Here is a 21866-nt window from a genome sequence, read left to right on the forward strand (position 1 = left end):
CCGACGGGATCGGGCGGCACCGACGATCCGCTGCTGTGGCCGTTCGAGGCGGCCAGGCTCGCGATGGATTCCTGGCTGTGGTGGCTCGATCGCGGCGCCTCGGAGCAGCGCGAGTCAGAGCTCGCCTGGACCACGGCTAACACCGTCGCGCTGGAACTGCCGACCATGCGGCTGCGCGATTGCTCGACGCGCCGATCGGGCCCGCCCGTCCTGATTTGCGCGCCCTATGCGCTGCACCGGGCCCTGATCGCCGATTTTGCGCCCGGCCACAGCGTCGTGCAGTCGCTGCAGGGCGCCGGCGTCGATCGCGTCTATCTCACCGACTGGCGCTCCGCATCGCCGGAGATGCGCTATCTCTCGATCGACAGCTATCTCGGCGATCTCAACGTCGCGATCGACGAGATCGGTGCGCCCGTCGATCTCGTTGGGCTGTGCCAGGGCGGCTGGCTGTCGCTGCTCTACGCGGCGCGCTTTCCGGCAAAGGTGCGCCGGCTGGTTCTGGCCGGCGCGCCCGTCGACCTCTCGATCGACTCGTCGTTGTCCAGACTCGCGCGCAACGCGCCGGAGGTCGTGTACGACCAGCTCGTGGCGCGCGGCGGCGGCAATGTCAGCGGCGAGGAGATGCTGCAATTTTGGTCGCGCAAGTTGAGCCCGCACGACATCGAGGTGGCGTTGCAATGGAGCCTGTCGGACACAGGCGGGCCGGAACTGCTGGCGCGTTTCGACCAGTGGAACGCAGAGACGATGAACCTGCCGGGCACCTACTATCTCCAGATCGTGAACTGGATCTTTCGCGAGAACCGGATCGCAGCCGGCGAATTCACCGCACTCGGAAGAAAGGTCGATCTGAAGGACGTGAAAGCGCCGATCTTCCTCCTCGCGGGCCTCGACGACGAGGTGGTGCCGGCGGTCCAGGCGCTGGCGACCGCTCACCTCGTGGGCACGCCGTCCGCCTTGATCGCTGCGGCATCCGAGCCCAGCGATCATCTTGGCCTGTTCATGGGCGCGAAGACGCACGCCCACGCATGGCCGCGGATTGCGGAATGGCTGCAAGCCGAGCTGCCAGGTGTGCTCGCGCGCCGTGCCTGAAATCCTGCCCGTCCCGAAAAAAAGGCCGCCGGACTTTCGGTCGCTGCGGCCGGAACAGAGTAGGGAGGATGTTTAGCAAATTCATTATGCATGAGCGCGAATAGGGTGCCTTGATCCACGTCAATCGGCTAAGAATGGATCGCAACGGGAACCGGCTGAAGCCGGTCCTAACGTCGAATAAAAGGCCCTGGGTTTGATGAGCTTCCACTCGATCTACCGCCATGGATTTGCGCGCGTTGCGGCCTGCGTGACCACTTCGCACGTCGCCGACCCCTCGGCCAATGCACAGGCCGTGCTGACGGCGGCAAGCGCCTGCCACGATCAGTCGGTGGCGGTCGCGGTCTTCCCCGAATTGTGCCTGTCGGGCTACGCGATCGAAGACCTCGTCAAGCAGGACCCGCTGCTCGATGCCGTGGAGCGGGGGCTCGCCGCGATCGTCGAGGCCTCGAGCGCGCTGATGACAGTGCTGATCGTCGGTGCGCCGCTGCGCTTCGGCGCCCGCATCTACAATTGCGCCGCTGTCATCCATCGCGGCCGCGTTCTCGGCGTCGTGCCCAAAACGTACTTGCCGACCTATCGCGAATTCTACGAGGGGCGCCACTTTGCCTCGGGCGCCGGGGTCACCGGCGAGACGATCGCGATCGGCGCGCTCCACGCACCGTTCGGAACGGACCTGCTGTTCGAGGCCGAGGATGTCGCGGGCCTCACGATCGGCGTCGAGATCTGCGAGGACATGTGGATCCCGGTCACGCCGGCCTCCGAGCTCGCGCTCGCCGGTGCGAGCGTGCTGATCAATCTCTCGGGAAGTCCGATCACGATCGGCCGCGCCCGCTCGCGCGCGCTGCTCTGCCAGTCGACGTCGGCGCGGTGCCTGGCGGCCTATGTCTATTCGGCCGCAGGCGCTGGCGAGTCCACGACCGATCTCGCCTGGGACGGCCAGACCTCGATCTACGAGAACGGCGCGCTGCTGGCCGAAGGCGAACGTTTCAGGCAGGGCGGGCAGATGTCGCTCGCCGATATCGATCTCGATTTGTTGCGGCAGGAGCGCGCCTTGATGGGCACGTTCGACGACAATCGCCGCCAGCGTGAGCCGATGTTCCGCAAGGTGACGTTCGCGCTGAAGCCGCCGATCGCCGACATCGGATTTTTACGCAAGGTCGAGCGCTTTCCCTTCGTGCCGAGCGACGAGAGCCTGCTGGAGCAGGATTGCTACGAGGCCTACAACATCCAGGTTGCCGGGCTCGTGCAGCGCATGCGCGCAACCGGGGTCAAGCGGGTCGTGATCGGCGTATCGGGCGGACTCGATTCCACCCACGCCTTGATCGTTGCCGCCAAGGCGGTCGACCTGCTCGGTCTGCCTCGCAGCAACATCCTCGCCTACACCATGCCGGGCTTTGCCACCGGCAGCGAAAGCAAGACCTATGCGCTCGCCCTGATGAAGTCGCTTGAGACGACCTGGCAAGAGCTCGATATTCGCACCACCGCGACCCAGATGCTGAGGGATATCGGTCATCCCTTCGGCAAGGGTGAGGCGGTCTACGACATCACCTTCGAGAACGTTCAGGCGGGCCTGCGCACCGACTATCTGTTCCGGCTCGCCAATCATCACGGCGGCATCGTCATCGGCACCGGCGATCTCTCGGAACTCGCGCTGGGCTGGTGCACTTACGGTGTCGGCGACCAGATGGCGCATTACAACGTCAATGCCGGGGTGCCAAAAACTCTGATCCAGCATCTGATCCGCTGGGTGATCGCCTCAAGGCAGTTCGGCGACGACGTCAACCGGACCCTCGGATCGATCCTGGTCGCCGAGATCTCGCCCGAGCTCGTCCCGGTCAAGTCGGGCGAGAAGCCGCAAAGCACGGAGGCCGCGATCGGGCCCTATGAGCTGCAGGACTTCAACCTGTTCTACACGCTGCGCTATGGGATGCGTCCGTCCAAGATCGCCTTCATGGCGCTGCATGCCTGGCGCGACGTCGCCGCGGGCGAATGGCCGCCGGCATTTCCGAGCGACCGGCGCCGGGCCTATGCGCTCGCCGACATCCGGCACTGGCTCGAAGTGTTTTTGCGCCGCTTCTTTGCCTTCAGCCAGTTCAAGCGCTCGGCGATGCCGAACGGCCCAAAAGTTTCATCGGGCGGTTCGCTGTCGCCGCGCGGCGACTGGCGTGCGCCGTCGGATGCGAGCGCGGCCGCCTGGCTCGAGGATCTCGAACGCAACGTGCCGAAATGAGCGAGCCGAACTGGTGAGGGAGGTGGGCTGATGTCGGCCGGGGACGGGCCGAGAGCTGACGACGAGAACAAGGTCGTCAACGGCCTCTACATCTTCGAGATCGAGATGCGCGAGGGCAAGCGCGGTCAGGCCAAGGGGGTGGTCGTGCTGTCCGACGGCCGGATCATGGGCGGCGACAGCTTTTTCTACTACACCGGCCACTACACGTTCCGGAACGGCAAGTGGCGCGGCGAGATGACGGTCAATCAGCACACCGAAGCCGTCGGCAAGACCCTCGCATTCGGGGGCAGGGAGGTGACCTGCGGTTTCTCCGGCGACTATTCGGCAGGTGGTGCGGAGGTCGACGGCATGGCCCTGGTTGGCAAGACCAGCGTGACGTTCACGGCAAAACTGACGCTGAAGGATCCGATTTAGCTTCAAGGTAGGTTCAAAACGACTTCGCGCCGCGCGGCTCAGCCAGCCGGCGGCGCGATGTCGCTTGCGTCTAGAAAAAGTGCGAGGTCCGGAGTGCCTAGGAGTCCGGACCTCGCGACTTTACCCCCGCCCCATATTGCCCCAGCCCACTATTCCCAGCCCCATGAGATCCCCCGAACCCATGATGCGCGATCAGAAGGTGATGCCTTGAAGCGCCGCCGATCGATGCGCGGGAGATACGCGATCTCAGATAGGAATTCTATCCGCGACACTACGGAGATACGAAGTTTGCAATCGGCGTCGTGCCCAATGATGCGGCATCTTCGGATGTCCACATCTCCTTCCGCGACGCGAACCTGAGTTTCACCGGCCTGTCACTGAACTGCGTTAGCGCTGCCCTTGTCACGCGATGGCCAAGGGAGAAAAGAACATGTCGGCTGCGCTGCCCGTGCTGGGCGCTGCTCTGTCCATCAGATCGATCCCCGCGCATCGCGACTGGCTGCTGGAACGCCAGCGCGATCTCGAGATTCAGGATTTTTTCCGCGCCGACCTGCTCGACAGCGACTGGCGCAGCATCGCAAGCGAGATCAAGCAGTTGCTAAGCGGTCATACGGGCCGGCTCGGCATCCATGGTCCGTTCTGGGGCTTCAAGATCGACAGCCACGATCCTATGATCCGGCAGGCGGTCACAAAGCGGCTGCTGCAGGGGTTGGACGCCGCCGAGTTCCTCGGCGCCACCCAGATGGTGATCCATTCGCCGTTCACGACCTGGGATCACAACAATCTCGATCTCTATCCCGACAACCGCAGCAATCTGGTCGAGCGGGTGAGGGCGACGCTGGCCGAGGTGATCGCGCGTGCCGAAAAGATCGGGTGCGAGATCGTCATCGAGAACATCGAGGACAAGGATCCTCGCGATCGCGTGCGGCTCGCGAAATCGCTGGAAAGCGCCAAGGTCCGCGTCTCGCTGGACACCGGCCACGCCAACTACGCGCATGTTTCCACCGGCGCGCCGCCGGTCGACTACTACGTCGACGCCGCTGGTGACATGCTGACCCATGTCCACTTGCAAGACACTGACGGCTTTGCCGACCGCCACTGGGCGCCGGGCGAGGGCAACATCCCCTGGGGCGCCGTGTTCCGCGCACTCGGCCGGCTGAACTCGAGTCCGCGGCTGATCCTCGAGCTGCGCAACCATGACAACGTTCGTGCCGGCGCGGCGCATCTGAAGTCGCTTGGCCTCGCCGAATAAGCGCCCAAAAACTCAAACTGGGATCATTGCCATGAACAAGCTTGACCGCCGCACCATCCTCAAGGCCAGTGCAGCCGGCGCCGGCCTGCTCGCGCTGCCGCGCTTTGCGATCGCGCAGGGCGACAACCGTCCGTCGGTCACCATCGCCGTCCAGAAGGTGACGAACTCCAACGTGCTGGATGTGCTGCGCGAGCAGTCCAATGTCGGCGAGCGCGTGTTCTTCTCCTCGATCTGGGAAGGCCTGATCTCCAAGAATTTCCGCGGCAACCTCGAAGCCGTGCCCGGACTTGCCACCGAATGGCGCCGCATCGACGACCAGACCGTCGAGGTAAAGCTCCGCCAGGGCGTCAAATTCCACAATGGCGACGAGATGACGTCGGAAGACGTCGTCTTCACCTTCAGCCGCGAGCGCATGTTCGGCGAGACCGAGGCCAAGAGCCGCACCACCATCAAGGCGTTCGAGAAGATCCCGACGCCGCGCCCGAGCAAGGAGCTACCGCCGGACGTGCCTGCCGTGGCGCGCCGCATCTGGCCGGATCTCGTCCGCGTCGAGGCCGTCGACAAGTACACGGTGCGCTTCTACAACGCGACGCCAGACGTCACGATCGAGGGGCGCCTGTCGCGCTACGGTTCCGACATCATGAACCGCCGCGCCTGGGAAGAGGCCGCGAGCTATCTCGACTGGGCACGCAAGCCGATCACCACCGGTCCCTACAGGATCGTCGAGCTCAAGCCGGATGTGTCGCTGACGCTCGAGGCACACGACGAATATTGGGGCGGTCGTCCGCCGCTCAAGCGCATCCGCTTCCTCGAAGTGCCCGAAGTGGCGAGCCGCATCAACGGGCTGCTGTCGGGCGAGTACCAGTTCGCCTGCGATATCCCGCCGGACCAGATCGCCGGCATCGAGAAGAATGCGGCGTTCGAAGTGCAGGGCGGCACCATCCTCAATCACCGCCTCACCGTGTTCGACAAGAACCACGCCGTGCTCGCCAATCCGCTGGTGCGGCGCGCCTTCACGCATGCGATCGACCGCCAGGCGATCGTCGACAGCCTGTGGGCCGGCCGCACCCGCGTGCCGAAGGGGCTGCAATGGGAGTTTTACGGCGACATGTTCCAGTCCGACTGGAGCGTGCCGGCCTTCGATCCAAAGCTCGCGCAGGACCTGCTCAAGCAGGCAGGCTACAAGGGCGATCCGATTCCCTATCGCCTGCTCAACAACTACTACACCAACCAGGTCGCGACCGCGCAGATCCTGGTCGAGATGTGGAAGTCGGTCGGCCTGAACGTGCAGATCGAGACCAAGGAGAACTGGTCGCAGATCATGGAGCGCGCCCCGAGCCGCGCCGTGCGCGACTGGTCGAACTCGGCCGCCTTCAACGACCCCGTCTCCTCGCTGGTCGCCCAGCACGGACCGAACGGCCAGCAGCAGCAGATCGGCGAGTGGACCAACGCCGAGCTGAACACGCTTTCCGAATTCCTCGAAACCTCGACCGACCGAGACGCGCGCAAGAAGGCGTTCCGGCGCATGCTCGAGATCGCCGAGCGCGAGGATCCCGCCTACACCGTGCTGCACCAGAACGCGACCTTCACGGCGAAGCCGAAGTCGATCAAGTGGAAGGCCTCGCCGGCCTTCGCGATGGACTTCCGCGCCGGCAACTTTGAGGTCTGATCCGGTGTCGCCGCTGGTCAGCATCGAGGGGCTCACCGTCGCCTTTGGCGGCGTGTCCGTGCTGCACGGCGTCGATCTCGCCGTGCAGAAGGGCGAGGCCGTCGGCCTCGTCGGCGAATCCGGCTCCGGCAAGTCGGTGACCTGGCTTGCCGCGCTCGGCCTGCTGCCGCGCCACGCGCGGGTTGCGGGCTCGGTGCGCCTTGACGGCCGCGAGATTCTGGGCGCGCCGCAGGCGCTGCTCGATCAGGTACGGGGCGGGCGGGTCGCCATGATCTTTCAGGATCCGGCGAGCGCGCTCAATCCGGTGCTGACCATTCGCAGGCAGCTCTGCGAAGCCCTGGCGCTGCATTGTGGTCTCTCCGGCGAAGCCGTGAAGGCCGAAGCGCGCCGGTTGCTCGATCTCGTCGGCATTCCCGACGCGGACCGCCGCCTCTCGGCATATCCGCATGAATTCTCCGGCGGGCAGGTCCAGCGCATCATGATCGCGATGGCCTTGGCCGGAAACCCTGATTTGCTGGTCGCGGACGAGCCGACCACCGCGCTCGATGCTACCATCCAGGCCCAGATCCTCGAGTTGCTGTCGTTAGTTCGCCGCGAGATGGGCATGGCGATGGTGCTGATCAGCCACGACCTCGGCGTGGTCGCGGAAAATTGCGACCGCGTCGCCGTGATGTATGCCGGCCGGATCGTCGAACAGGCGCCATCGGCGCATCTCTTCGCCGATCCCTGGCATCCCTATGCGCAGGGCCTGATCGGCGCGCTGCCGCCGCTCGACGGTCCGCGCCGCCGGCTCACTGCCATTCCGGGCACGGTGCCCGATCCCCAGAAAATGCCAAACGGTTGCGCCTTCGCACCGCGTTGTGGCCTGGTCGAGCAGGCATGTCTGCGCGCAGCACCGCGCCTCGCGCCGCTTGGCGATGGACGGACGGTCGCCTGCGTCAACGCCGAGGCGTCACGCAAGGCGCTGCTCGGGATTGCCGCTGAATGAGCGCACTCGTCGAAGTGTCCGCGATTGCGCGGACCTACACCATGCGCGCCGGGTTGTTCGGCCGCACGGTGGACGTCCATGCCGTCGACGGTGTGTCGCTCACGATCCGCAAGGGCGAGACACTCGGCCTGGTCGGCGAGTCCGGATCGGGCAAATCGACCACCGGCCGCATCGTGCTCGGGCTCGAGCCGCCCGATCGCGGTGAGGTGCGTTTTGACGGTGCCCCGATCGCGGGGGCGGGGACGCCGCAATGGCGTGCACAGCGCGCACGCATGCAGATGATTTTTCAGGACCCGCTTGGCGCACTTGATCGTCGGCTGCCGGTCGCCGAGCAAATTCGCGAGCCGCTCGACATTCACGGCATCGCGACGCCCACCGAGCGCGAGGCGCGTGTCAAAGAACTGCTACGCTCCGTCGAACTGACCGAGCAGCATGGCGCCCGCTACCCCGGCGCGCTCTCGGGCGGCCAGCGCCAGCGCGCCGTGCTGGCGCGGGCGCTTGCGACGCGCCCCGAATTTTTGGTGTGCGACGAACCCGTCAGCGCGCTCGACGTCTCGATCCAGGCGCAGGTGGTCAATCTGCTCGCCGATCTGCAGGCCCAGCTTGCGCTGACCATGCTGTTCATCAGCCACGATCTGCGGGTCGTGCGCCAGATCAGCAATTCCGTCGCCGTGATGTATCTCGGCCGCATCGTCGAATATGGCAGCGCCGACGATCTGTTCGCGCGGCCAGAGCATCCCTACACGCAAGCACTGGTCTCAGCCTCGCCGGCGCCGGGCCGCCGCAGCGCCGGCCGGATTGTGCTCGCCGGTGATCCGCCCAACCCGGCCGCGCGCCCCGCAGGCTGCGCCTTCCATCCGCGATGCCCGCGCGCCGTCGCGCGCTGCAAGACCGAGGTGCCTCAGCTTGCGTCGATCTCCGGCGACCGGCAGGTGGCCTGCCATCTCGTCGCGGGACCGCAAGCGCAGAGCCGGGACGCGGCGTGATGATCCGCTTCTTTGCGATCCGCATTTTCCGCGCGCTGTTGACGATCGTCCTCGTCGTCACCTTCGCCTTCGTCGTGTTGCGGCTATCAGGCGATCCCGCGCTGATGATCATGGGACCGGAGGCGCCGCCGGAGGTCATCGCAGCCTTCCGCAAAGCCTGGGGTCTCGATGCCCCCATCTGGATGCAGTACGTCGACTATTTCGGCGCCATCGCCAAGGGCGAGCTCGGCCGCTCCATGCGCGACGGACGACCCGCGATCGCGCTGGTGCTGGAGCGGATTCCCGCAACCCTGATGCTGACGCTGCCGGCTCTGTTCTTCAAGGTCGGCGTCGGCATCCCCGCCGGAATCTACGCCGCTCTGCATCGTGGTTCGGCGATCGACCGCGTGGTAATGATCACGGCGGTCGCAGGTTTTACCGTGCCGAGTTTTGTGCTCGCGCTCGTCCTGGTGCTGGTCTTCGCGGTGCAACTGGGCTGGTTGCCGTCGGGCGGGCAGGAGAGCTGGCGACATGCCATTCTGCCGGTGGCAACGCTCGGCCTTGGCGGCGCCGCGGTGCTGGCGCGGTTCACGCGCAGCGCGATGCTGGAGGTGCTCGGCCAGCCCTATATCCGCACCGCCTCGGCCAAGGGCGTGCCCTGGCGCCTGGTCGTGACCTCGCACGCGCTGCCGAACGCGGCCATCCCGACCGTGACGATCCTGGGCTTCATGGTGGGGACGCTGATCGCGGGCGCAGTCGTCGTCGAAAGCGTGTTTGCCTGGCCGGGGGTAGGGCGGCTCCTCGTCGTTGCCGTCGCCAATCGCGACCTCGCCGTCGTGCAGTGCATCCTCCTGCTCGTGGCCATGACCATGGTGACGTCCAATCTGATCGTCGACTTCCTCTACGGGTTCCTCGACCCGCGCCTGCGCGCCAAAGGGGCGCACGCATGACCGACGCGACGCTCAAGGACGCGGCCGTCGGCCGGCGCCTTAGTCTGCCAAGGATTCCGGTGTCCGTCGCGATCGCGGCCGGCTGGATCATTGCCATGCTGCTGGTTGCCATCCTCGCCGAGAAGATCGCGCCCTATGGCTTCACCCAGCTCGATCTGCGCAATCGAGCCGCGCCGGGCAATGTCGCGCACTGGCTCGGCACCGACGAACTCGGCCGCGATGTGCTGTCCCGGCTGCTCGTATCCATCCGCATCTCGCTGCTGATCGCCTTCGGCGCCACTGCGATCTCGGCGGTCGTCGGCACGCTGCTCGGCTTCCTCGCCGCGCATTTCCGCGGGATCGTCGAGCAGTTCGTGCTGATGCTTGCGGACTTCCAGGCCAGCATGCCGTTCCTGATCCTGGCGCTGGCGGTGCTCGCCTTCTTCGGCAATTCGCTGACGCTGCTCGTCGGCCTCATGGGCCTGTTCGGCTGGGAACGCTACGCCCGCATTGCGCGAGGGTTGGCGATCTCGGCCAACGCGCAAGGGTACGCGGCCGCTGTCCGGCAGCTCGGCGCGATGCCGTCGCGGATCTATCTCAGGCACATCCTGCCCAACATCGCCTCGACCCTGATCGTCTCGACGACGCTGGTCTTTCCGGAGGTGATCTTGCTCGAATCCGGCCTGTCCTTCCTTGGCCTCGGGGTGCAGCCGCCGATGACCAGCCTCGGCAACATGGTCGGCTACGGTCGCGAATATTTGACGCGGGCGCCCTGGATCATGCTGGCGCCGGCCACCACGATCGTAGTGACGACGCTGTCGGTCTCCGTGATCGGTGATTGGCTCCGCGACCGGCTCGATCCGACGCTGCAATAGCTCCGCGCCAGGATTGGCGCCTAGCTTGAGACTAACGGCGTCCTGCCGCGCCCGAGCGCGAATTGACCGACCGGGCCCTCAACATGGAATTCCAGCTCCGTTATTTTTGCGAACAGATCGATGTTGGTGGTCCCGATCGCGCAGCCACCGAGGCCCATATCGGTTGCCGCCAGGTAGAACGTCTGGAGGAGGGTGCCGACGTCCTTCAGGATCAATGAATAGGCGATGGCGCTGTACTTCCAGGAGATCCGGCCAAAGCGCGCGGCGATCGTGATCAGGATCTGCGGCTGGCCGGGCGCGTCCATGGCGAACTGGGCCGCCATCGCCTGGGCCTGAAGCTGTTCTGGGGAAGCGTTGATCGCGACAAGCGCGTGGCTCCCGGCATCGTAATGGTAGAGCCCGCGCGCAAGCCCCTCGCAGTTGATGACGGTCAGGTACAATTCCAGCTCATAGGCACTGCCAGCCGACGGATACGGCCTTGTGCTGTAGGCGACCTCCGGCGCTCCGTCGACATGCGGGTCGCTCTTCCATTCGGACAGCACGCGCGCGGTGGTCTCGAGAAACTGTGCGAGCTCGCCGAGCGTGATGGGATTATGATCGTCGAAATCCCGGGTCGAATGGCGCTCGCGCAACAACGTTGCGAACGGGCAGTTTGGCTCCGGGCCGGAGAATTTGCGCAGGTCGATCCTGCGGCCGGGCCAGGATGGACGCACCGCCGGGAGCGGCGGAACGACGCCAGCATAGGTGTAGGCGGCGCCGACCGGATTGGCCTGCCGACCCTCCGTGCTGCGGGTGTGAAACACGAGATCATGGAAATCCCAGAGCACGAGATGGCCGTCGCCTTCATCGAGCCGCAGGCCGTGTCCGTCTTTCGCGTCGAGCTTGAGCAGGATCCGGCAGTCCAGCAGCAGTTCAAGCAGATGGAGCATGGAGGAGGCCGCCCGATCGAGCGTGCTGATCTTTCGCGGCTGCGACAGTGCGGCAAGGGTCGCAGCGATGGCGGGATCGCCGATCCGGAACAGCGCACCGGCGCGCGGCGATTCCAGCACCATCTCGCTGCCGCGCCGGCGCAGATAGGCAAAGCGCGATAGGACGACAAGATCCCGGTTGCCGAGTTTTGCGCGTTGCGGCCAGTAATCCGCAAGCTGCGGCTCGATGACGACGAGATCCTGCCGGCCACGCGGGGCGGAGAGGCGGTATTCGAGCAGCCCATGCCGGGCCAACCGACGCACCAGAGCATCGACCTCTCGGGCGAGGACGCTCCTGCCCGCAAAGGATTCGAGCGGAAGACCTGTGACCAAGTCCTGCGCGCGGTTTAATGCGGGTTCGCTGAAGCGGCCGAGATTGACGGAATAGTCACCCAGGGACGCTGCAATGCTCCCGTCCGATTGCAGCTGAAGCGAGAAGCCGTGGCTCAAGCGGGCGGCTATGGCCGGCGCGATCTTCCGGGTCGGCTTTTTCTGGGGAGCGCGCACCAAGGAGCAGCCCCGTCAGGTGTGTGGGAGGAACGTTGTCAGCTCGCTTTCCAGCCGCGGCCGCTCCAACAGTCCGAGCTTCAACGGCACGTCGTAGAGGCGGCCGGGCGCGAAGCGGCGATAGAAATGACGCAAGCCTGGAACGACCACCCTGACGACGGGTACCTCGACATCGGGGCGCGTCTGATCGAGCACGAGGAAATCATAACCTGCGCGTGCCGCGATCTCGACGCAGGCGATGACCTGGTCGCGCGTATTGTCGTGAAGCTCCAGGCTCGGCGCCGGGGGGACGATCGGGCGATCGCTGGGTGTCAGGAACGGATAGTCTTCCAGGCGCAGCGGCGTGACGCCGTCCAGTGTCGGCTTCTCGCCGCTCTGGCCGCCCATCATGCCGACGGACATGAACTGGGTCAGCTCGGTGAGGGCGCGCAGCAGGGCTATGCGGCGGTCGAAATGCGCGCCGGAGCCGAACTCGATATTCTCGTGTCCATTCTGCATCCAGTGCATGATTGCCACGTAAGTCGGAATGCCGAGATCACTGGTGATGTCGAGCACCCACAGCTTGCGCCCGGCTTCCGCAAATTGGGCCTGGAGGTCCTGTACATAGAAATCGTCGAACTGCTCGAGATCAACTTCGGCGCGCTGCACCCGGTTGTACCACCATATCGCGTAGGCATCGCGCTCGACCAGTTCGAGAAACCCCTGGACGATGGCCTCATCGCGGGTGTTGCCGGCCGCACAGCCGTTGGAATCCGTATGAAAGCCGCCATAGAAAAAGTACAGCAGACCAGTCGGCAAATATCTGAAGCATTTGTCGCGCAGTGAAGTGACCGGCGACCACTCGGTCTTGGTGGAGGGATCGAAGGGCTCGGGAACCGGATGGGAATCGTCCGGCTCCTGGAGAAACCTGGTCTTGAACTGCGTCTCGCTGAAGAGCTGGACATCGTTGGGAAGCAGCGCCTCGCCCGGCGCGAAATCGGCAAAACGCCGCATCATCCTGATCTCGTCGCCCTGGAAGATGCCTGAATAGCGTTCGATCGACTCCATCAGCGCGCTAGCCTCGCCCTGTTCGGCGGTCGAGCCCTTGCCAAAGCTGCCGCCGCTCAATCCCGACCTGAGCTGGTCGATGCTGCGGGCCGGTGCGGAAAAATTGTGCTGGGCGAAATAATTGGTATTCATCGGCAGATCGGCGTCGATCCGTTCAAGCCTGGTCACCACGCCTGTCAGCGGGCTCACATGCTTGCGGAAGCGTGACACCGTGGCCCGCGATGTCACGGTGCGATATCCACCGCTGGTCATGACGAGCCTCTTGCCCTCGGCGATCTCGACCAGGGCTGGAGATCGACGCGGATTGCTCAGCTTCTTGCTGCCGCAGGTTGGACATTGCGGGCGTCGCGCGACGTAGTGCTTGGCGATGGTGGCACCGGTCAGATCGAAGCTTGCGATGTGATCGCGCAAATCGGTGCGAAAACCCGAGGCGATCGCCTTGGCGATCTCGACGGCTGCGAAATGGATGCCGGTCCGTCCGACACTCTCGCGGACAAGCGGCGATAGCGCGACCGCACGCGCCGGTCCCCGATCAAGAAACCCCTTGATCTCCCGGTTGCGGATCATGCGATCGAACAGGCAGGTCCAGCAGGCGCTCTCGCCCGGTTTGAACACGGGCCCGACTAGCGGAAATGCGCCGGACGGCTGTACCAGCAGCCAGCGCGACTTGCCGGTCACGCGTTCCTCGTTCAGTTCAGCGAGCCGCCGGTCAAGATAATCGTTCGCCAGCGTGATCGTGAGCTTCGGCGAGCGTTTGGCGATTTGAACGCCGAGCTTGCTCAGCGCCGCGGTCAGCTCCTTGGCACCTTTGACGTCAATCGACTCGACCCGGACGGAGCAATCGCGAAGATTTTGTTCCGCGACCTCCAAAGACAGGCCGAGGCTTGCCCAGAACCCGCCGACGGCCTCGTCGAATGCTTGCGGGGTTTGCGCAACGACATACCGGCGATCGAGCAGTCGCGTGATCGCTTCCTCGATCTTGTCGGCCGGGAAGCGCTTCGAAAGCTGGCGAACGATCTCCGGCCTGGCCTTGCCCTGCTGTCCGATCGCGGTGGCCAGGGCGCAGTAGAGTTCGCCGTGCAGGAAGAACTTGCGATCCTCGGAATAGAGGCAAACCGCACCGGGAGGCAGTGCGTAGGCGGTGAAGTTCGGTGCAAATCGCAGAAAATCCTTGCGGATCTGCCGTACAACTCGGGTCTTGCGGTTGCCAGTCATCGAGTCAGCACGCTGATCCTGCTACTCAAGCAATTGGCCGGACCTTGTTTCAAGGCCGGCCAATGACTCATTTACTGTGAACACACGCCAAGGCCTAGCACCAGCGGCAGCGGCCCCATGATGCGCAGCAGCCTGCGCATGTGACGACGGCACATGATGCGCAACCTACCACACCAACGGCACAGCCGGCGCATCGGCAACCGACGCCGCATCGGCAGCCCCGGCATCCCCGACAGCCGCCGCATCCGCGACAACCGCCGCATCCGCGCCAGGCTACCTGCACGCGGCCACTCAAATCTTCCTTGTCGAAGAGATGGAACGTGGCGAGGCTGACATCTGCCATTTCCTCTTCGCCGAGCATGATGGCCTGACCTGGTCCGAAGTTCGGCACATGTTGTGTGTCAGGTGTCGGCGCGACCGACGCTGACGCGCCGCCCGCCAGCGAAAACGTCAACCCTGCGGCTCCTAGTGCCGGCATGGTGACCTTTGTGACTCGCTTCTTCTTTTTTGAAGATTGCTTCGCCTGCCGCATGGTCGACCTCCGAGCATTGCAAGAAGCATCCCAGCCGCGGTAAGTCTACGCCTTGAAAATAGGGCAAGCAAGAATCGCGCGCACAAAAACATGGCGCTGCACGTTCAGGATGTATTCATCTTCATGAACGCGATCGGCACGTCCCGTTGACAGAGCGCATCGCCTTCTACGCACTGCGCGCGTCCAGCCTGGTGCAGTGCCGCAATCGCACCGAAGCTTGAACGGAGAGATCGGCGTGGCAGATCAACCGGGGGGGTTCGCTTGGTTTGAGCTCCTGACCACGGATGTCGCGGCGGCGGGCGCATTTTATCGCAAGACCATCGGCTGGCGTTTGAAGGATGAGACCACTCCTGAGCTGGCTTACACGGTGCTTCGTAGCGGCGGCACGCCGGTTGGCGGATTGATGGATCTCCCGGAGGAGGGGCGGCGATTGGGGGCAACACCGAGATGGATCGGTTATGTCGCCGTCGTCGACCTCGAGGGGACTGCCGCGCAGGTCAGGCATCTCGGAGGCACGATCTTTGTGCCGCCGACCGACACCAATATTGGCCGAATAGCAGTCGTCGCTGATCCCCAGAAAGCGACGTTCGGGCTGATCGAGGAACCCGGATATGGCCGATGGAAACCCGGCCGGATCGACGAGCCGGGGCGCGTTGGCTGGCACGAACTGTTGGCCGCCGACCGAACCGTGATCTTCGATTTCTACAGAGAGCTGTTTGGTTGGCAGAAGGTCGATGCTCAGACCGATCCGGCGGACCTGTATCAATTGTTTTCGGCCGGTGGGCAGACGGTCGGCGGCATGCTCACAAAATTTCCGAGCGTCGCGCAGCCGAGCTGGCTGCATTACTTCAACGTCGACGACATCGGCGCTGCCACGAAGCACATAAGTGCTGGTGGAGGCCGGATCCTCCAGGGTCCGATCGAACTACCCGATGGCTGCTGGATCGCGCGATGCCTCGATCCCCAGGGCGCGCTGTTTGCACTGCAGGGTGGGCGAGGTCAGACAAGCATTGAGCCATCCTCGGCCTCGGAAGTCGGATGGTCCGCCAAATGGGGCGGCATGGCCTCGCATGGGCGAATGGTGCTGCCCAAGCCGAAACGATAGCTGGAGTGTCAGTTTACCCGCGCCGGGAGCAGGGGACCCCTGCGAATGCGGCCGTTTGACCCATTTTCGCCAAGTTCCCGTTGCGCTGGCGGGACCCCTGCGGTATCCGGCCGGAAAGGTCCGGGCGGAAATAACCCCGCCCCTTCAAGCACAAGGACGGAAACCGCCATGCCAGCCTATCGCTCCCGCACCACCACCCACGGCCGCAACATGGCGGGCGCGCGCGGCCTCTGGCGCGCGACGGGCATGAAGGACGGCGATTTCGGCAAGCCGATCATCGCGGTCGTCAACTCCTTCACCCAGTTCGTCCCCGGCCACGTCCATCTGAAGGACCTCGGCCAGCTCGTGGCCCGCGAGATCGAGCAGGCTGGCGGCGTGGCCAAGGAGTTCAACACGATCGCGGTCGACGACGGCATCGCCATGGGCCATGACGGCATGCTCTACAGCCTGCCGTCGCGCGAATTGATCGCCGACAGCGTCGAGTACATGGCGAACGCCCATTGCGCCGACGGCCTCGTCTGCATCTCCAATTGCGACAAGATCACGCCCGGCATGCTGATGGCGGCGCTGCGGCTCAACATCCCCGCCGTGTTCGTCTCGGGCGGTCCGATGGAGGCCGGCAAGGTCAAGCTGCACGGCAAGACCCACGCGGTCGACCTGATCGACGCGATGGTCGCGGCCGCCGATTCCAAGGTGAGCGACGAGGACGTCAAGGTGATCGAGCGTTCGGCGTGCCCGACCTGTGGCTCCTGCTCGGGCATGTTCACGGCCAATTCGATGAATTGCCTCACCGAGGCGCTCGGCCTTGCGCTGCCCGGCAACGGCTCGGTCGTGGCAACCCACGCCGACCGCAAGCGCCTGTTCGTCGAGGCCGGCCACACCATCGTCGACATCGTGCGCCGCTACTACGAGCAGGACGATGCCTCGGTGCTGCCGCGCAACATCGCGAATTTCAAGGCGTTCGAGAACGCGATGACGCTGGATATCGCGATGGGCGGCTCGACCAACACGGTGCTGCATCTGCTTGCGGCCGCTCATGAAGGGCAGGTCGAATTCACCATGCGCGACATCGATCGCCTGTCACGACGCGTGCCTGTGCTCTGCAAGGTCGCGCCGTCGGTCGCCGACGTCCATGTCGAGGACGTGCACCGCGCCGGCGGCATCATGGGCATTTTGGGTGAGCTCGATCGCGCTGGCTTGATCGATACCTCGGTCTCGACCGTGCACGCACCGACGATGAAGGACGCGCTGGAGCGCTGGGACGTCAAGCGCTCGAAGAGCGAGGCCGTGCGCACCTTCTATCGCGCCTCTCCCGGCGGCATCCCGACGCAGGTCGCCTTTAGCCAGGAGCGCCGCTACGACGAGCTCGACACCGATCGCGAGAAGGGCGTCGTGCGCGATCTCGAACACGCCTTCAGCAAGGACGGCGGACTTGCCGTGCTCTACGGCAACCTCGCGCAGGACGGCTGTATCGTGAAGACCGCCGGCGTCGATGCCTCGATCCTGAAATTCTCCGGCTCCGCGCGCGTATTCGAGAGCCAGGACGCCGCCGTCGAGGGCATTTTGGGCGGCAAGGTCACAGCCGGCGAGATCGTCGTCATCATCTATGAAGGCCCGCGCGGCGGCCCAGGCATGCAGGAGATGCTGTATCCGACGAGCTATCTGAAATCGATGGGCCTCGGCAAAGCCTGCGCGCTCGTCACCGACGGCCGCTTCTCCGGCGGCTCCTCGGGCCTGTCGATCGGCCACCTGTCGCCGGAAGCCGCCGAGGGCGGCAATATCGGCCTCGTGCGCACTGGCGACCGCATCGCGATCGACATCCCGAACCGCAGCATCAGCCTCGAGGTCTCCGACGAGGAACTGGCAAAGCGCCGCGCCGCGGAAGAGGCGAAGGGCGATGCCGCCTGGCAGCCCGCCAACCGCAAGCGCAACGTTTCGACCGCGCTGCAGGCCTATGCCGCGCTCACCACCAGCGCCGCGCGCGGCGCGGTGCGCGAGGTGAAGCGGCGGACGAACTGAACTGAGCAGTGCGAGCAGGGCGATTGCATTCGACTCTCTCGCGCTTGTTCGCGGAGGCTTCCGAATCGTCATGGCCGGGCATAGCCGTCCGAACGACGGCGTCGCTTCCGCTCGCCTATGTTCCGGCCATCCACGATCTCTCCTACAGCACGAAGAACGTGGATGCCCGGGACAAGCCCGGGCATGACGAGCTTGGGGTGCGGGTCTGCAACTGACTCTCGATGGTCAACAAATCCTTACATACGAGCTGACATTACGCGGTCGCGTTAAGGATGCCGCAACGAACTTCCTCGCGTCTTGATTTCGCGACGTATACTGCGCCCGGCCGACCTTCGGATCCAAAAATCATTTCGGGCAACTGGGGCACCATCAACATGTCTCGTACGATCGCTATTGCTTTCACCACGGCGCTCGCCGCGCTCTCCATGACCTCTGCGGCGTCCGCTTGCTACAACTGCTACCAGCCGGCGCCGTGCGTGACCTGCTACCAGCAGCAATACGTGCCGCCGCAGTACCGCACCGTCGATGAGACCGTCATGGTGTCGCCGGGCTCGGTGGTCGCGCATCGCACGCCGGCGCAGTACCGCACCGTGATGGTGCCGCAGACCGTGATGGTCGCGCCCGAGGGCGTGCAGTACGAGCGCATCCCGCCGCAATACGCCACCCGCCAGCGCGTCGAGATGGTCTCGCCGGGCTATTCCTATTACCAGCCGGTCGCCCCGCGCTGCGCGAGCTGCGGCTATTGAGATTGAGCATGATCCGGAAAAGTGTGTAGCGGTTTTCCGAAAGATCATGCTCCGATAAAGAGGATAAAACGAGGCCCGGAACGGAGGCGAATCCAACCGGGCCTCGTCACCAGCGGCACCCTGGGAGGCGCCGCCGATTCAGGTATTGCGAAAGCAAGAGCCGGGCAACCTAAGCCGGTGACCTGACGCGGGCCTGACAAATCAAACAAAACAACACGCAAGCCGCCTGAGCGCGGGCAAGTTCGCGTTGCCTTCGCAGGCCGCCTGCGTTAAGCGACTGGGATTCCGGCAACGGAAGGGTGGCCGAGTGGTTTAAGGCACCGGTCTTGAAAACCGGCGTGCCCGCAAGGGTACCGTGGGTTCGAATCCCACCCCTTCCGCCAGGACATTGTTCTCCTCTGTTCGCAGTCGTTCGGACTCCACAGCATAATCAGTGGCTTGCGTCGAAGAGCTGTACTTCGCAGTTCGCCACCGCTCCTCCAAACCGGGATAGCCAAGACATTGGACTGTCAGCAATTTCCGACAGTCCGCCTGAGGTTCGCGTGAACAGCTACGGTTGCGAGCTACGAATCGACCCGCCCAAACTTGGGACTACGTCCGACCTGAAGAGCAGGGCAGGGCAATTCGCAATCCGTCAAAATCGCCCTAGTGACTGAACACCTGCGATAACGTCCGATTAAGGTGTGGCCTCCCTTGGGCCAATTCCAGACATCGCGCCAAATCAGGTCTCGGCAAGTCGATCCTGCACTCAACGCTCTTGAGCGCACTTACGACGCGTCACGACGATATGAATCGCATAGCGAGCCGTGCGGGGGAGCGATCTGACGAACATTCGCGGAGACGCGGGGCTGGGAATTTGAGCTTGCTTGCGCTGAGAGCGGCCCTTTGCTTCCTGGCTACCAGCCGCGAATGATGAACCTTGGTCCGCCGTATCGGCGATCGTAGTAGCCGGGACCAGCGTAGTAGTTGTAGCCCCGGCCGGGGAAGTAGCTGGGGTCGTAGAAATAGCGCAGCACGTAGCGCGGTCCCCGGGTCCGCCAGCAGCGTCCATAATACTCGTTGCAGACCAGGCCGACCTGGTCGACGTTGGAAACTTCGGCGGAGCCGATCGTCGTCGCGCTGAGGGGGGCGGCGGAAGCGGCAGACGCGAGCAGCGCGGCACCGAATGCGCCCGGCGCGATGGCCTTCATGGAGTTATCCCTTCAGTTGGGCGAGTGGCGTTCGGGACTCAACCCTGGCCGCGAGCATCGAACTACTCGACGGATGGTGTTCGACTGTCTCTCGACGAAGACGCATGGCTTCTGGGAGCGGCGGATCAAAAGTTGAGCTGGAGCAGTCCGAACGCACCATGCGCGAGCTTACCCGTGCCGCCGACGTTCGTTGAATAGTCCCAGTTGGCGGAATATTCGACGGCGATTTTCAGCCCGTCCATCACCCACTCGCCGGCGGTGAGGAACAGCCGGTGTTGCGGGACGAATCCGATTCGAGTCGGCACGCCGTTTTGCAGAATCAACACGCCAGCCATGTCCTTGCTGCCGGAATATCCCAACGAGATGAAATCACCCTGCGCGCCAATCTCCGTCACCCATGGATTCCAATCGAACTGGTAGGCAACCGAAGCCTGCCATGTCATTGGCGTCATGTTCCTCGGAATGCCGAGCCCATCGATGAACTGAGCTGACCGAAGAGCGGCGTTCACCTCGCCAACAACCGCGAACGGGCCAAAACTGGTTTTGACGCTCGCGGCCACTCCGGGAACGCGTCCGATCTCCGGCAGGAATGGCAGGTAGGACGCATGCAGGAATCTGCTTTCGAACACGGAGGTGTCATAGTCGACATGGAAATCAAGGGTCCACGGACAGATCAGCGACGTCTTCAACTGCTCATATGGCAAGCCGCAATGGCCGCTCGTGCGGAAACCAAGTGTAGCGTTGTAATCGTCAATTTTGGTGCGGCCGGGTATGATGCTGTCGCTGCCCCTGTACGTCATGACCGAGCCATAGAAGGGTGCCGGCTCGAGCGGGGGGGTCACCGGTAGCGGCTTGAACGGCCGCTGAGGAGGCGGGGTGTAGCCCATCCAGCGCGCGATCTGCTGAACTGCCGGTGCGACCACCAGCGGATTGACCTTGGGAACGACCACAGGCGCGGGCAGCGGTCGCAGAGGAGGGGTCGGCCAGGCGAATTCCAAACCTCCTGCCGTCTGGCGGTTTTCAAACACCTCGGTCGTCAGAGGGGTGCCGATCGAGAGGGTATCCAGACGTGCGACGCCGGTTGACGTACCGAAATGCAGCGTCTCGACCCCGAAGCGGGCAGCTATCGGGAATTGCATCAAGTCGCCGACCAGAATGTGAGTCCGATCAAGCGTGAAGCGATCAACGCCGGTGCCGGGGACGTTAGGCACGACGGGTTGGTTCCCGGTCGGAAATATCGCGCCGGTGCCGCTGTCGAAATGAAGTACCAATGCGCCAGTCAGCCAGTCGCTCAGCTTGATATCGAAGTCGAGTTCGGCTGTGCCCAACTGCAGGTTTTCCTGGGTGGGGCCGTTGAAATTGTTTGTGCGCGAGGCAATCCCTTCGACGACCCCGCTAAGGGAGAGGTAGTTGTTGATCTTCGGTCCCGTCTTGTTGAGCGTATCTGCGATAATCTGTCGTGTCGCATTCTCCTGTGCGCCCCAGGCGATCTCCAGGTCGTTCACGCGTGCTGCGAGCGGCCTTTTTGCTCCTGCTTCGGTCAAATCCGGAGCGGGCAGGGCGGCGGCTGATGCCTCGGCGGGCCGCGCTGGCTTCACCTCAGTTGCGGCAGGCGCCGTTGCTGTTGCGCCGGGTATCGCGCGCTCACGCGGCGCGCTGCGCTTTGGCGTTGCCGCTCCTTCCAGCGCACTGAGACGCTCGGACAGCTTTCGATTCTCCGTCTTCAACTCCCCAAGCATCCGTCGGAGAACTGCGATCTCCTCGCTCTCCGCAGCGGCTGCATAAGAAGGGACAAGCAGGGCAAGGCTGAAGAATACTGGCGCTCCGCCAACGATCAACCGACACATGACGTAGGGCCGCCGACCGTCCATCGTCGACTCGACCGCTCTGATTGCTTTCACCTGCCGTTGCCGTCCGGATCCAGCAACGAACTCATCTCGTTTGCCAGAGTTCATGCGCGGTCTCCCCTCGCTACTGGGCCAACTCGCTCACAACCATTTCGTGCATACAGAGAAACATGCATAGTCAACGTTTCATCCGTCAAGTCGACAACAGACAACAGAAGAAGTCGTTAACGGAAGGGCGTCGATGGCGCTGAGACAACACTAATCACTCTGGCGGGCAGT

The 21866-nt window shown here is 64.1% G+C and carries 16 protein-coding genes and 1 tRNA gene; 13 read left to right on the top strand and 4 right to left on the bottom strand.

Annotation, left to right across the window (positions count from 1 at the left end; genetic code table 11):
- Window positions 1–63: 63 nt before the first annotated feature.
- The 9 genes from KUF59_RS22335 to KUF59_RS22375 all read left to right on the top strand — a co-directional run bounded on the left by KUF59_RS22335 (window position 64) and on the right by KUF59_RS22375 (window position 10411).
- Window positions 64–1089: an alpha/beta fold hydrolase gene (locus tag KUF59_RS22335; RefSeq protein ID WP_212461234.1), complete on the top strand. Its 1026-nt coding sequence runs from the start codon at window positions 64–66 to the stop codon at window positions 1087–1089.
- A gap of 196 nt (window positions 1090–1285) precedes the next feature.
- The gene (locus tag KUF59_RS22340; protein WP_212461103.1) at window positions 1286–3319 is read left to right on the top strand and encodes an NAD(+) synthase; all 2034 of its coding nucleotides are present in this window, start codon (window positions 1286–1288) and stop codon (window positions 3317–3319) included.
- 30 nt (window positions 3320–3349) lie between these two features.
- Window positions 3350–3733: a GrlR family regulatory protein gene (locus KUF59_RS22345; RefSeq protein ID WP_212461104.1), complete on the top strand. Its 384-nt coding sequence runs from the start codon at window positions 3350–3352 to the stop codon at window positions 3731–3733.
- Window positions 3734–4163: 430 nt separating this feature from the next.
- The gene (locus KUF59_RS22350; protein ID WP_212461105.1) at window positions 4164–4985 is read left to right on the top strand and encodes a sugar phosphate isomerase/epimerase family protein; all 822 of its coding nucleotides are present in this window, start codon (window positions 4164–4166) and stop codon (window positions 4983–4985) included.
- A gap of 31 nt (window positions 4986–5016) precedes the next feature.
- Window positions 5017–6654, top strand: coding sequence for an ABC transporter substrate-binding protein (locus tag KUF59_RS22355; RefSeq protein ID WP_212461106.1), 1638 nt, complete (start codon window positions 5017–5019; stop codon window positions 6652–6654).
- A gap of 4 nt (window positions 6655–6658) precedes the next feature.
- The gene (locus KUF59_RS22360; protein WP_212461107.1) at window positions 6659–7642 is read left to right on the top strand and encodes an ABC transporter ATP-binding protein; all 984 of its coding nucleotides are present in this window, start codon (window positions 6659–6661) and stop codon (window positions 7640–7642) included.
- Window positions 7639–8628 (top strand): ABC transporter ATP-binding protein, encoded by a 990-nt coding sequence (locus KUF59_RS22365; protein ID WP_212461108.1) that lies wholly within the window; start codon window positions 7639–7641, stop codon window positions 8626–8628. The genes KUF59_RS22360 and KUF59_RS22365 overlap by 4 nt, the downstream gene beginning before the upstream one ends.
- Window positions 8628–9557, top strand: a complete 930-nt coding sequence (locus KUF59_RS22370) for an ABC transporter permease (protein WP_212461109.1) — start codon at window positions 8628–8630, stop codon at window positions 9555–9557. The genes KUF59_RS22365 and KUF59_RS22370 overlap by 1 nt, the downstream gene beginning before the upstream one ends.
- Complete coding sequence (locus tag KUF59_RS22375; RefSeq protein WP_212461110.1) at window positions 9554–10411, top strand: ABC transporter permease; 858 nt, start codon at window positions 9554–9556, stop codon at window positions 10409–10411. The genes KUF59_RS22370 and KUF59_RS22375 overlap by 4 nt, the downstream gene beginning before the upstream one ends.
- 20 nt (window positions 10412–10431) lie before the next feature.
- Here KUF59_RS22375 and KUF59_RS22380 read toward each other — a convergent pair whose 3' ends face one another.
- Window positions 10432–11853 (bottom strand): SagB/ThcOx family dehydrogenase, encoded by a 1422-nt coding sequence (locus KUF59_RS22380; RefSeq protein ID WP_212461235.1) that lies wholly within the window; start codon window positions 11851–11853, stop codon window positions 10432–10434.
- Window positions 11854–11901: 48 nt separating this feature from the next.
- Complete coding sequence (locus KUF59_RS22385) at window positions 11902–14148, bottom strand: TOMM precursor leader peptide-binding protein (protein ID WP_212461111.1); 2247 nt, start codon at window positions 14146–14148, stop codon at window positions 11902–11904.
- 749 nt (window positions 14149–14897) lie between these two features.
- Here KUF59_RS22385 and KUF59_RS22390 point away from each other — a divergent pair.
- The 4 genes from KUF59_RS22390 (at window position 14898) to KUF59_RS22405 (ending at window position 18933) form a co-directional block, all read left to right on the top strand.
- Window positions 14898–15785, top strand: a complete 888-nt coding sequence (locus KUF59_RS22390) for a VOC family protein (RefSeq protein ID WP_212461112.1) — start codon at window positions 14898–14900, stop codon at window positions 15783–15785.
- Between the two features lie 168 nt (window positions 15786–15953).
- Window positions 15954–17804, top strand: a complete 1851-nt coding sequence (gene ilvD, locus KUF59_RS22395; protein WP_212461113.1) for a dihydroxy-acid dehydratase — start codon at window positions 15954–15956, stop codon at window positions 17802–17804.
- 425 nt (window positions 17805–18229) lie between these two features.
- On the top strand, window positions 18230–18550 hold the full coding sequence (locus tag KUF59_RS22400; protein ID WP_212400791.1) for a hypothetical protein: 321 nt from the start codon (window positions 18230–18232) through the stop codon (window positions 18548–18550).
- A gap of 293 nt (window positions 18551–18843) precedes the next feature.
- Window positions 18844–18933: transfer RNA gene (locus tag KUF59_RS22405), tRNA-Ser, on the top strand.
- 513 nt (window positions 18934–19446) lie between these two features.
- Here KUF59_RS22405 and KUF59_RS22410 read toward each other — a convergent pair.
- The gene (locus tag KUF59_RS22410) at window positions 19447–19740 is read right to left on the bottom strand and encodes a hypothetical protein (protein WP_212461114.1); all 294 of its coding nucleotides are present in this window, start codon (window positions 19738–19740) and stop codon (window positions 19447–19449) included.
- Window positions 19741–19865: 125 nt separating this feature from the next.
- Window positions 19866–21695: a hypothetical protein gene (locus KUF59_RS22415; protein WP_212461115.1), complete on the bottom strand. Its 1830-nt coding sequence runs from the start codon at window positions 21693–21695 to the stop codon at window positions 19866–19868.
- Window positions 21696–21866: the final 171 nt, after the last annotated feature.

Source organism: Bradyrhizobium arachidis (assembly GCF_024758505.1).
Taxonomy (GTDB): domain Bacteria; phylum Pseudomonadota; class Alphaproteobacteria; order Rhizobiales; family Xanthobacteraceae; genus Bradyrhizobium; species Bradyrhizobium manausense_C.

What these genes read in the sequence shown, in the direction of transcription:
- KUF59_RS22335 (WP_212461234.1), top strand. Translation starts at nt 64, where the DNA reads ATGGATTCCTGGCTGTGGTGGCTCGATCGCGGCGCCTCGGAGCAGCGC.
- KUF59_RS22340 (WP_212461103.1), top strand. Translation starts at nt 1,286, where the DNA reads ATGAGCTTCCACTCGATCTACCGCCATGGATTTGCGCGCGTTGCGGCC.
- KUF59_RS22345 (WP_212461104.1), top strand. Translation starts at nt 3,350, where the DNA reads ATGTCGGCCGGGGACGGGCCGAGAGCTGACGACGAGAACAAGGTCGTC.
- KUF59_RS22350 (WP_212461105.1), top strand. Translation starts at nt 4,164, where the DNA reads ATGTCGGCTGCGCTGCCCGTGCTGGGCGCTGCTCTGTCCATCAGATCG.
- KUF59_RS22355 (WP_212461106.1), top strand. Translation starts at nt 5,017, where the DNA reads ATGAACAAGCTTGACCGCCGCACCATCCTCAAGGCCAGTGCAGCCGGC.
- KUF59_RS22365 (WP_212461108.1), top strand. Translation starts at nt 7,639, where the DNA reads ATGAGCGCACTCGTCGAAGTGTCCGCGATTGCGCGGACCTACACCATG.
- KUF59_RS22370 (WP_212461109.1), top strand. Translation starts at nt 8,628, where the DNA reads ATGATCCGCTTCTTTGCGATCCGCATTTTCCGCGCGCTGTTGACGATC.
- KUF59_RS22375 (WP_212461110.1), top strand. Translation starts at nt 9,554, where the DNA reads ATGACCGACGCGACGCTCAAGGACGCGGCCGTCGGCCGGCGCCTTAGT.
- KUF59_RS22385 (WP_212461111.1), bottom strand. Translation starts at nt 14,148, where the DNA reads ATGACTGGCAACCGCAAGACCCGAGTTGTACGGCAGATCCGCAAGGAT.
- ilvD (WP_212461113.1), top strand. Translation starts at nt 15,954, where the DNA reads ATGCCAGCCTATCGCTCCCGCACCACCACCCACGGCCGCAACATGGCG.
- KUF59_RS22400 (WP_212400791.1), top strand. Translation starts at nt 18,230, where the DNA reads ATGACCTCTGCGGCGTCCGCTTGCTACAACTGCTACCAGCCGGCGCCG.
- KUF59_RS22410 (WP_212461114.1), bottom strand. Translation starts at nt 19,740, where the DNA reads ATGAAGGCCATCGCGCCGGGCGCATTCGGTGCCGCGCTGCTCGCGTCT.
- KUF59_RS22415 (WP_212461115.1), bottom strand. Translation starts at nt 21,695, where the DNA reads ATGAACTCTGGCAAACGAGATGAGTTCGTTGCTGGATCCGGACGGCAA.